The 12,244-nt window shown below is 29.6% G+C and carries 8 protein-coding genes; all 8 read right to left on the bottom strand.

All coding sequences use genetic code 11. From position 1 onward, the window contains the following. Positions 1-374: 374 nt before the first annotated feature. Entirely contained in the window at positions 375-1,022 is a 648-nt protein-coding gene (gene fsa / locus ACJDTP_RS26570; protein WP_012058602.1) for a fructose-6-phosphate aldolase, read from the bottom strand. 347 nt (positions 1,023-1,369) lie between these two features. Beyond that, the gene (locus tag ACJDTP_RS26565) at positions 1,370-2,518 is read right to left on the bottom strand and encodes an ROK family transcriptional regulator (RefSeq protein WP_103699079.1); all 1,149 of its coding nucleotides are present in this window, start codon (positions 2,516-2,518) and stop codon (positions 1,370-1,372) included. A gap of 190 nt (positions 2,519-2,708) precedes the next feature. Further along, entirely contained in the window at positions 2,709-4,211 is a 1,503-nt protein-coding gene (gene xylB, locus ACJDTP_RS26560) for a xylulokinase (protein WP_406762909.1), read from the bottom strand. A 480-nt stretch (positions 4,212-4,691) separates the two neighbouring features. Then, the gene (xylA, locus tag ACJDTP_RS26555) at positions 4,692-6,017 is read right to left on the bottom strand and encodes a xylose isomerase (RefSeq protein WP_078115633.1); all 1,326 of its coding nucleotides are present in this window, start codon (positions 6,015-6,017) and stop codon (positions 4,692-4,694) included. A gap of 537 nt (positions 6,018-6,554) precedes the next feature. Next, positions 6,555-7,724 carry a sugar ABC transporter permease gene (locus tag ACJDTP_RS26550; RefSeq protein WP_077844719.1) on the bottom strand — a complete coding sequence of 390 codons (1,170 nt, stop codon included), beginning with the start codon at positions 7,722-7,724 and terminating at the stop codon, positions 6,555-6,557. Position 7,725: 1 nt separating this feature from the next. Continuing rightward, positions 7,726-9,303 carry a xylose ABC transporter ATP-binding protein gene (locus ACJDTP_RS26545; RefSeq protein WP_077844718.1) on the bottom strand — a complete coding sequence of 526 codons (1,578 nt, stop codon included), beginning with the start codon at positions 9,301-9,303 and terminating at the stop codon, positions 7,726-7,728. A 64-nt stretch (positions 9,304-9,367) separates the two neighbouring features. Further along, positions 9,368-10,447, bottom strand: a complete 1,080-nt coding sequence (xylF, locus tag ACJDTP_RS26540) for a D-xylose ABC transporter substrate-binding protein (protein WP_077869840.1) — start codon at positions 10,445-10,447, stop codon at positions 9,368-9,370. A 292-nt stretch (positions 10,448-10,739) separates the two neighbouring features. Further along, on the bottom strand, positions 10,740-12,080 hold the full coding sequence (locus tag ACJDTP_RS26535; RefSeq protein WP_406762908.1) for a response regulator: 1,341 nt from the start codon (positions 12,078-12,080) through the stop codon (positions 10,740-10,742). Positions 12,081-12,244 lie beyond the last annotated feature (164 nt).

Here is a 12,244-nt window from a genome sequence, read left to right as displayed (position 1 = left end):
AAGAATATATATTTTTATCTCTGTCATTTGGAACATGAATAAATCATAAATGATAGTCATACTTTTGCGAAAGCATTGTATCAAAATATTTATCCATAAACATTTATGCTTTCCTAATTTCAGAATCTAGCTATCATATCTCAAAATTACTCTTCCATTTTCGAAATATGTCTGCACTAGAAATAAGTAACATATTTTGTGGAGTGTTCATTAGAAATTGTGTTGGTAGTGCTTCTTGATTATAAGTTGTTCCAAATGTGCTTGTTCAGAGCTTGTCTTTGAAGCAAGCATTTTGGGTACAACTTATAATCTTAGAAGCACTCAACAAAATTTCTTAGGAACCGGAACCAAAATATGTTTCTTATTTCGGCAATCTATTTTCCAAATGCTGCTGCCCAATCTGCTTTGAATCTTTCTAATCCTTGATCTGTTAATGGGTGTTTTAACATTTGCATTACTAAGCTATAAGGTACTGTTGATATATCTGCTCCTGCTTTTGCTGCTTCTATTACATGAATTGGATTTCTTACGCTTGCTGCTATTATTTCTGTTTCTATTCCATGAACTGCAAATATTTCTGCTATATCTCTAACTAAATCCATACCTATCATTGAGATGTCATCTACTCTTCCAAGGAATGGGCTTACATATGTTGCTCCTGCATTTGCTGCAAGTAAAGCTTGTGTTGCTGAGAATATTAATGTTACATTTGTTTTAATTCCTTCACTAGCTAATACTTTAGTTGCCTTTAATCCTTCAGCTGTCATTGGAATCTTTACTATCATATTCTTATGAATTGCTGCAATTTCTCTTCCTTCTTTTATCATTCCTTCAGCATCTTCACTTACAACTTCTCCACTTATTGGTCCATCAACTATTTCTGTTATTTCTTTAATAACTTCATTAAAGTCTCTTCCTTCTTTTGCTATTAATGATGGATTTGTTGTTACACCACATATTACTCCCATTTCATTTGCTTCTTTAATGTGTTCCACATTTGCTGTGTCTAAGAAAAATCTCATTTTATTAACATCTCCTCTTTGTTTAATTGAAAATCATTTAATATATAAGGTTATCTCAAATAAGAAATCTTAATTTCTTATTTAAGACTTACCTTTATGTAAATATTTATTTAGTAACACATAAGAAATTTGCTCTTAATTCGGAGTTCCAATCAAAAATCAAAAACATAAATCTAATATGAAATAAATAGATATTTAGTTTTATATAAAAGGCTTGTCTTAATCTGGAGTTCCAATCAAAGATTAAGACTCCCCTTAATATAGCTATGCTCACATAACTTTAAAAATATATTTTTAAAATTTATTTAATAAGTTTTTTAAATAATAGAGTAGCCTTCACCACTCCATTATTTAATTTCTAAGAATTCTTCTATAGGCATCATAGCAGCTCCTAGTAGATAAGATTCTTTAAAGCTTGCAATACTTATACTGCAATTATTTTCATTTGTAAATAAATTATCTTTATAAACATCTTTTTTTAGCATATCTATCTTATCATTAAGTAAGTTATTTATATCTCCACCTATTACTATGCTGCTAGGATCAAATATCATAACCAAATTCGATAAGCCTAAAGATAATGTTTTTAAATAATCATTTAATACATCATGAGCATCTTTATCATTTTGATTATATCTTTCTTCAAATTCATCAATGTCACTAATATTTGAACTATTAGCTTCGTTATAATCATCAATCAGAGAATTCATAGACGCATATGCTTCTAAGCAGCCTCTAGCTCCACACTTACACTTTTTCCCATCAATTGCTATCTTAGTATGACCTAATTCACCTGATGAGTTATTGTCACCTCTGTAAATTTTTCCATTTATTATTATACCGAGGCCTAACCCCTCTGTTATTGATACGTATAATAGATTTCTTAGTATATCTCTTTTATTTAAAAACTCGTAGTAAGCAGATAAATTTGCTTCATTATCTACATATACTGGAATGTCTAAGTATTCGAACTTTTCCTTTAAATTGAAATCTTTAGCTCCTAACAAATATGAATACTTTATTATGCCTTCTTTAAAATCTACAGTTCCAGGTAATGAAATCCCTATTCCTAATAAATTTGCTGAACATAAATTATATTTCTTCATTAACAAATCTATATTTTCATTAAGTAAATTTACTATGTTCTCTATTCCATCATTATTATGTCTAACTCGCATACTTTCAATAACGTTTTTCTTTATATTTACTAATGATATCTTTATATGATTCGGTGTTAGTGCCACTCCAATTGAATATCTACAGTTTTCATTCAACTTAATAGCAATTGCTTTTCTTCCTCCTGTAGATTCCAAAGACCTTACATCTTCTACAATACCTTCGCTTTTCAATTCTGTAATATTTGTAGAAACTGTTGTTATACTTATATCTAATAATCTAGATATATCTAATTTGGTGATCTCATTTTTCTTTAATAATAATGCTATTATCTTTTTTCTGTTAGTTTCTTTTATTTTACTGTGATTTACTTCTATCAAACTTTAAAATACTCCTCTCGACTATTATCAGTAATAGTAGCTTTTTCTTAAATAATATCACTATTATTATTTTTGTTAAAGTATTTAAAAAACTATATAATTTTTTTGCTAAAATTCGATACTACTACACACCCTTAATTAATTCTATAATTAATTAACTAAGATGATGGATTTCTATCTTTAATATAATTTAAATATCTTTTATTCTTGGATAAGCTGAATTATATGTTTCATATACTTTTGAGTATACTTCTCTTAATTCTTCATTTGGAGAAACTTTCTTGTTTCCTTTTACTATTCTATCACAAGCATCTTCTACAGAATCATAGATTCCTGCTCCAACCCCTGCTAGTATTGCAACCCCAAGTGCACCACCTTCAGATGCTTTAACTGTAGTTAATGAATATTGGAAAATATCAGCTAATATTTGTCTCCATACAGCACTTTCTGCTCCACCGCCACTTACTCTTATCTCATCAATGTTTACATTCATGTCTTCGATTAAATCAAGGCAGTTTTTCAAACTAAAGCTAACACCTTCTAATATACTACGTACAAAATCATCATGGTTATTTATTAGTGATACTCCTAAAAATGCACCTTTTACATTAGGGTCTATATGAGGTGTTCTTTCTCCCATAAGATATGGTAAGTAAACAATTCCATTAGAACCAGGTTTTGATTTTGCTGCTTTTTCAGTTAATAAATCATAGATATCTCTTCCTAATTTTTCGCTTTCTTCAACTTCTTTAGCGCAGAATGTTCTTTTAAACCAGTTCAATGATAGACCAGCTCCTTGGGTAACACCCATTATATGCCACTTACCTGGTACTGCATGACACAAAGTATGAACTCTTCCTTCTTTATCAAATCTAGGTGTATCAGTTGCTGCAAATACTACTCCTGAAGTACCTATTGTTGTTGATATTATTCCTTCTCTTACTATTCCATTTCCTATTGCTCCTGCTGCTTGGTCTCCAGCACCACCAACAACTGGTGTATCTACTGCTAAGTTAGTTAATTTTGCAACTTCCTCTGTAACTTTTCCACTAACAACTACTGATTCATAAACATCTGCTAATATGTTTTTATTTATATTTAACTCATTAAGTAATTCTTCGCTCCAATTTCTAGTATTTATATCTAACATTTGCATACCACTAGCATCTGAAACTTCTGTTGCAAAAACATTAGTCAATTTAAGTCTAATATAATCTTTTGGAAGAAGTATTTTGTAAATTTTATTATAGTTTTCTGGTTCATTATTTCTAACCCACAATAATTTTGAAAGAGTAAATCCAGTTAATGCAGGATTACCAGTGATCTTAATTAGTCTTTCTTTTCCGATTACTTCTGTCATGTAATCACATTCTTTTTCTGTTCTTTGATCACACCAGATTATAGAATTTCTAATTACATTAAGATCTTTATCTACCATAACAAGTCCATGCATTTGGCCACTTAATCCAATACCTTTAATATCAGAAGCTTGTACACCACTTTTTTCAATAACATCTTTTATTCCTTTTACACATGCCTGCCACCAATCTTCTGGATCTTGTTCTGCCCATCCTACTTGTGGTTGGAATAAATCATATCCATAAGTTGCAGTTTTTATTGTTGTTCCATTTTCATCAAAAAGAGCTGTCTTTGTTCCTGATGTTCCAATATCCAATCCTAATAAATATCTCATTAATAAACCTCCTAAGTTATATATCTTTTCTAAATTAACATAATTACAAACTTTTTACTCGATTTTTTAAATAACTTTTTAAATGTATTTTAATAAGTTTATTATACTTCCCTTTTTCTTTGCGGTCAATAGTTTTTTGAATACATTTTCATTTTTTATTTTACTAGTTATTTTTTGTATTTAGAAAGTTGCACTTATTATAAAATATCCACCAAAATAGAGTCCTAAATAAAAAGGAACTTCTTGCAATAATAATACTGAAAAATATTACAAGAAGTCCTTTTAACTATAAATTTACAAGTTAGAAGTTTTTTCAAATGTATTTACTTAGAGCTTACCTTTAAGGCTAGCCTTTGGGTACAACTTCTAATCTTAGAATCATCCATAAAATCCCGTACAAGTCGGAATAAAAGCATGCTTCTTATTTTGGTGAGATGAATAAATCTAGATTACATATTATTTATTTATTTATTTATTTATTTATTTATGATCCTCAAATATATATTGATTAACTATAGATTCTAACAACTCTTGTCTTCCAGATTTATTTATTATAGGGTTATTGTTTAACGCATATGCTTCTAATTCTTTAAAGCCAACTTTTCCTTCAACAATTTCTTTACCGATTCCCTGTGTAAAGCTTGAATATTTTTCTTTTATAAAGTCTTCTAAATCACCATTTTCTAAAAGTTTATAAGCAACTCTCAATCCTTTAGCAAATGTATCCATTCCAGCTATATAAGCTAGGAATAAATCTTCTTTTTCAAATGATGCCCTTCTAACTTTAGAATCAAAGTTAACACCACCTGGTGCAAGCCCTCCATTTTTAAGGATTTCATACATAGCTAATGTAGCATCATATATATTTGTTGGGAATTGATCTGTATCCCATCCAAGCAACGGATCTCCTTGATTAGCATCTATGCTGCCTAAGAAATTATTGATTCTTGCAAAATGAAGTTCATGTTGGAATGTGTGTTGTGCCAAAGTAGCATGATTTGCTTCAATGTTAACTTTAAAATACTTATCAAGGTTATAATTTTTAAGGAACCCTAAAACTGTTGCTGTATCAAAATCATATTGGTGCTTTGTTGGTTCCTTTGGCTTTGGCTCTATTAAAAATTGTCCTGTAAATCCTATTTCTTTAGCATAATCAACAGCCATTTGAAGTAATCTAGCAAAGTTATCTAATTCTAATCCCATATCTGTATTTAATAGAGTTTCATATCCTTCACGTCCACCCCAAAAAACATAGTTTTCTCCATTTAACTCTTTTGTTATTTCAATTGCTTTTTTAATTTGTGCTGCTGCATAAGCAAATACATCCGCATTGCAGCTAGTACCTGCACCATGAACATACCTTGGATTAGTAAAACAGTTTGCTGTTCCCCATAAAAGTTTCTTATTATACTTTTTCATTAAACTTTTGCACAACTCAACTATCTCATCTAAATTTTTATTAGTTTCTTGTAATGTTTTTCCTTCTGGTGCTATATCTCTATCATGGAAGCAAAAATATTCTATGTTTAGCTTATCCATTAATTCAAATGCTGCTTCCATTCTTGCTTTAGCCAAATCCATTTCATTTGTTTCGCTATCCCATGGACGAATCATAGTCCCTACACCAAATGGATCTGCTCCATTAGCTGTTAATGTGTGCCAATAAGATAAGGCAAATCTTAGATGTTCTTTCATTGCTTTATCCCCAATAATTTCGTCTGGATTATAATATTTAAATGAATATGGATTTTTAGAATTTGCCCCCTCGTAATTTATTTTTGAAACATTTTCAAAGTATTCTCTCATATGATACCCTCCTCATTTTTACTATATTGAATATAAATTATTTCTAGTAAATAGCATAATAATTTACTAAGCCATTTATCTATCTATTTATAAAAGCCAATGTTAATAATAACTAGCCCTTATATGTAAATCAAATTTGTTTGATTTTAATGAATATTCTGAATTTTATTTTGTATAATAAGCTTTAATCAAAATAATTATTTAAGCAAGTCAAAGCACTTATTCTTTTGATATTTACTACTTAAAATATATTTTGAAATAACTTTTTAAATGTTGTTTTATAAGCTTATAATACTTTCTTTTTTTTATATAGTCAATAGTTTTCTGAGTACATTTCTATGTAATTTTTTAATAAAATAATTCATGATAATTATGTACGTTTCATACCTTTTTATGTTAAACAAAATATAGAATTAATATACCATATATAAAGATAACAGCAGACAATATTAATTATAGCCTGCTGTTATTCAAATGATTTGTCGTCACTAATTTATATAAAGTTTTAATTAAGAGTATATAATCATTTTCAAAGAATTATTTCTTGTTTTTAGATGATATATCCATCCATACTGCTATTAGTAATATTAAACCTTTAACGATGTATTGCCAGAATGTTGGAGTATTCATCATACTCATACCGTTATCTATACTAGCCATTACAAGTGCACCAACTAATGCTCCAGCAACTGTACCACTACCACCTGCTAAACTTGCTCCACCGATAACGCATGATGCAATTGCATCCATTTCTGCATTTTGACCAGCTGAAACTGATCCTGCATTTAATCTTGTTGTAAGTAATATTCCGGCAACTGCACAAAGTAATCCAAGTACTGAATATATAACAATAATATGTTTCTTTACGTTTATACCTGATAATCTTGCTGCATCTCTATTTCCACCAATTCCATATATTCTTCTACCAAATATAGTCTTTGTTCCTACAAATGCTAGGATTAAAGCTAAAAGTAGCATTATGAAAACTGGTATAGGAAATCCTTGATAGTCATTAAGAATTAGTACTAGCACTAATGATATAACACCAATTCCTACTATTGTAAGTACATCTAAAGCCATTGGTCTAACTTCAATATTATATTTAATCTTATTCTTTCTATTTCCTAATATTAAATATGCTGAACCTACAATTGCTATCACTACTAATATATAACCTACAACTGTTGGTAAATATGCTTGTCCTATAGCTTTGAAATCTGCTGTTAATGGTGCAACAGTATTACCACCTGTAATTCCTATTAATACACCTCTAAAAACAAGCATACTTGCTAAAGTAACTATAAATGATGGAACATTTCTAAATGCTATCCAATATCCATTCCAAGCTCCCATAATAACTCCAAGTATTAATGTTATTACTACTGTTGGGATAGCTGAAAAACCAAACCAAACATTTAATATCGCTGCAATTCCTCCAAGTAAACCTAAAGTTGATCCTGCCGAAAGATCTATCTCACCTAAAATGATTACAAAAACCATACCTATTGCAAGTACACCAGTAATTGACATTTGTCTAAATAAATTTGATAAATTTCTTGTTGTTAAAAAATTTCCATCTGTTAAAAACGTGAACAAAACCCATATTGCTGCTGTTGCTATTAATATTGCTGCCATCTTAGATTTAAATATAACGCCTAAACCTAATTTCTTTTCTTTTTCTGAACTTGTACTTTTACTTAATTGCATCTTATATTCCTCCTACAGAAGTTTTAGTTTCTTCGCTATAACTCTCACTAACTTCTTCATTTTTCTTTCCTACAGAATAATTCATAATCATTTCCTGAGTTAACCCATTATTCTCAAGACTTGCCTTTATTTCCCCTTCATTCATTACTAGAACCCTATCACTAATTCCAAGTACTTCTGGAAGTTCTGATGAAACCATTATTATAGATATTCCTTGTTTAGCTAGCTTAAATATTAACTTATAAATTTCATACTTAGCTCCAACATCAATTCCTCTAGTAGGTTCATCTAATATTAATATTTTAGGTTCAGCAAGAAGATTTTTTGCTAGTATTACTTTTTGTTGATTTCCACCACTTAGATTTTTTATTGCTAATTCAGTTGATGCAGTCTTTATTTTTATTTCATCAATAAATTTTAAAACATCCATCATTTCCTTATCTTTATCTATTACGTTTAATGGCCTCTTATACTTCACTAAATTACTCATTGTCATATTTTTAGCTACACTCATACCCGCAATTATTCCATCTTTTTTTCTATCTTCTGGAACCATAGCTATTCCTTTGCTTAAAGCATCATTTGGATTTTTTATGTCAATTTTTTTACCCTCAAAATATATTTCACCGCTCTTTTGACCTTGGAAACTTCCATATATGCTTGCCACCATTTCTGTTCTACCTGAACCTACTAAGCCTGAAATTCCAAGTATCTCCCCACGTCTTAAGGTAAAACTCGCATTTTTTACTCTTTTTATGTTCTTATTAAATGGATCTAAAACGTTAAAATTCTTTATCTCAAAAAATTCTTCGCCTATTTTATGTTCTTCTCTAGGAAATAGATTTTTCATTTCTCTTCCAACCATCATTTGTACTAGCTTATCTTGATCTATCTCACTAATAGGAACTTGTCCTATTGTTGAGCCATCTCTAATTACAGTAACATTGTCACATATTCTTGTAACCTCATTAAGTTTGTGAGAAATATAAATACATGTTACTCCATCTCTTCTTAAATCATCTAATATTCCCATTAACACTTCTACTTCACCTTCGCTTAAAGAGGCAGAAGGTTCGTCAAGAATCAATAGTTTTGCATTTTTAGATAGAGCTTTTGCAATTTCAACTAATTGCTGATGTCCAATTCCAAGATCCCCCGCTCTAGTAAGCGGATTAACATTCAGCTTAACCCTATTTAATAATTCATTTGTCTTATTTAACTGTTCACTAAAATTTACTAGTCCACGTGCGCCAATTTCATTTCCTAAAAAAATATTTTCTGCTATAGATAATTGTTTTATAAGTGCTAATTCCTGATGAATAATTGCAATACCAACGCTTTCAGAATCTTTTATACTTGTCTGATTTAATTCTTTTCCTTCAAAAATTATTTTTCCAGAGTAAGACCCAGCAGGATGCTCTCCGCTCAAAACTTTCATCAGTGTGGATTTTCCTGCTCCATTTTCACCACAAAGAGCATGGATTTCTCCTTTTTTAACTTTTAAAGTTACTCCATCTAATGCCTTTACTCCAAAGAATTCTTTGACTATATCTCTCATTTCTAAAATATACTCACTCATGAAATGCTTATCTCCTTTCTATATTGGAGCCTGAAATAATATCTTCAGACTCCAATATTCTTATTTATTTGCTTGGTCTTTTATCTTCTGGTACATTTTTATATACATCATCAAACTTTTGGAAACCATCTTTAATTACAGTATCTTTCATGTTATCTGCTGTAACTGCTATTGGAGTAAGTAATACTGAAGGGACATCTTTTTTACCATTGTTAGTTACAGTACCACCTGTTTCAACATCTTCACCTTTAGCCATCTTTACAGCCATTTCAGCTGCTTTAGCAGCAATATCTTTTATTGGTTTGTATATTGTCATTGTTTGAGTTCCTTCAACAACTCTTTGGCAACCAGCTAAATCTGCATCTTGTCCAGAGATTGTGATTTTTCCTGCTAAGCTTTGTGCTTGTAATGCTTGGATAGCACCACCTGCTGTACTATCATTTGATGCAACTACAGCATCAATTTTGTTATTATTTGCTGTTAAAGCATTTTCCATTATCTTTAATGCTTCTTCTGCTGACCAATCTTTTACCCATTGATCACCTACTAGTTTTATATCTCCCTTATCTACATAAGGTTTTATTATGTTCATTTGTCCTTGTCTAAATAATTTTGCATTATTGTCTGTTGGAGATCCTCCCATCATGAAATAATTTCCTTTTGGAGTTTTATCCACGATAGCTTTAGCTTGTAATTCTCCAACCTTTACATTATCAAAAGATACATAGTAATCTAAGTCACTATTTGTAATCAATCTATCGTAAGCCAATACTTTTATTTTATTTTGGTGAGCTTCTTCCACAATTGGTGCTATTGATTCACCGTTATGTGGTATTACAACTAAGACATCTACCCCTTGAGATATAAGATTCTCTGCTTGTGACATTTGTGTTGGATCATCCCCATTTGCAGATTGGAAAACAACATCTGCTCCAAGTTTCTTAGCTTCTTCTTCAAAGATTTCCTTATCGTGCTGCCATCTTTCAAGTCTTAGGTCGTCCATACTTACACCAATTTTTATTTTCTTATTTCCATTGCTAGATGTTTGTGCATCTTTTTTTGCTCCACATCCTGTCAATGCTGAAAATATTAGTACCCCACTTAGTGCCAAACCCAATAATTTAATCATTTTTTTAGATTTCATCTTTTTCTCCCCTTTTTTTTAATATAGATCTCTTTTACAGTCTTAATTATATACGCTGTAGTAAACGTTTCAAATAGACTAGTTTGCTAATTTATAATCTTATATTGCTATCTTTTTACAGCAAATTTTTACTAGTAAATAATTCAAAACATAAAGAAAATCCAGACTAATCTCTAAATATAAGAAATAGTCTGGATTTTTTTATTACTGTGATATGTTATTGGTAATATATTGCTTTTTATAAATTTAAAAATTCCTGAATAATAAGTAACATATCTTTCACTAATTAATTTCAAAAAATCTTTTCTTCCATATTTCCTTTAAAATTTGCAGGACTAACTCCTTCATATTTCTTAAATACTTTGCTGAAATAATTAGGATCATTATATCCTACTTTGTAACAAACCTCTTTCACATTCATTTCTCCAGTTGAAAGTAATTCCTTTGCAACATCTATTCTGCATTTATTTACATATTCCGAAAAATTAATGCCTGTCACTTCTTTAAATGTCCTGCTAAAATAATAGACACTTAATCCAAAATTATTTGCTACCTTCTCTAACTCTAACTCTGTTTCAATATTTTCTCTAATAAATTGTTTTACACTTTCAAATAGTTTCATCTTTATTTTGTTTGAATTTTTATTTTTACCTAACTTTGTATCTCCTGATATTCCACCTGAAAAACTATCATTCATCAATTTTCCTTCTATGTCATCAATATAAATAATATTTACATTGTCTGAGTTGTATACTAAACATTTCATAGCTTGTCTATAAGATTCCACTATTTGCTCTACTGAATCAAATATTTCTCCAAGACCTGCTCTTATTGAAATATTAAATCTCTTTTTTATTTCTCTTCTCAAATTAAATGCAAGGTCAATTTCTAAACTTTTAAAGTCTTCAGTTTCCTCATTATCTATTTGTATAAAATACGTTAATTCTTCATAAAATACATAATTTCCTATGCATTTATATCTTCTGTTGATATATTCTTTAACATATTCTCCTATCTTAATCCTAATTTGATCTCTTTCAACTCTGCTAATATCTTTATAAGCATATTTGTCTTTTATTGAAATAACCATTGCATAGCTATTCATAAAACTCATATCTAAACATTGCAGATACATTCCATAATCAACGCCTTTAAGTTTATCATTGATTATTAGATCACTTAATTGATTTTCAAGCACAGGCAATAAAGTATATATTTTCTCTTTATCTTCAATTTCACTTTTTCTTTTCTCTTGTTCTTTTTTCACCCATTTAATTCCCACAGCAATTTTTTCTAAAATCTCCTCCTTGGTAAATGGCTTTAGAAGATATTCTTTCACATTTATTTTTACGGCTTCCAATGCAAAATCAAAATAATCATATGCTGTCAAAATTATGCTATATAAATTTGGTAAAGTTGCTGTCATTTCTTTCAATGCCTGTATTCCATCAATTCCTGGCATTTTTATATCAATAATAACTATATCTGGTCTGATGCTTTCAGATAGTTCAATTGCTTCTCTCCCATTTTTGGCTTCGTATATTTCTAACTCTCCTAAAAAATTCTCTTTTATTATATGTTTAACTGTCTCCCTATCATACTTTTCATCATCAGCAATTAATATTTTCATCATTATTCTCATCCCCCATTATAGGTATTTTCAAATAAACTTTAGTCCCTTTGCCTTCTTCACTTTCTACTTTAAACATATTTTTCTTGTTATATAAATGAGGATATTTCATAATTAAAATATCCGAATCTGTGGATAACTTTTAGAAATTTTTAAAAAAAGCCGAT

Source organism: Candidatus Clostridium helianthi (assembly GCF_045310795.1).
GTDB classification, from domain to species: domain Bacteria; phylum Bacillota; class Clostridia; order Clostridiales; family Clostridiaceae; genus Clostridium; species Clostridium helianthi.
Note: the sequence above shows the minus strand (reverse complement) of the source record. Positions and strands in the feature narration are given on the sequence as shown.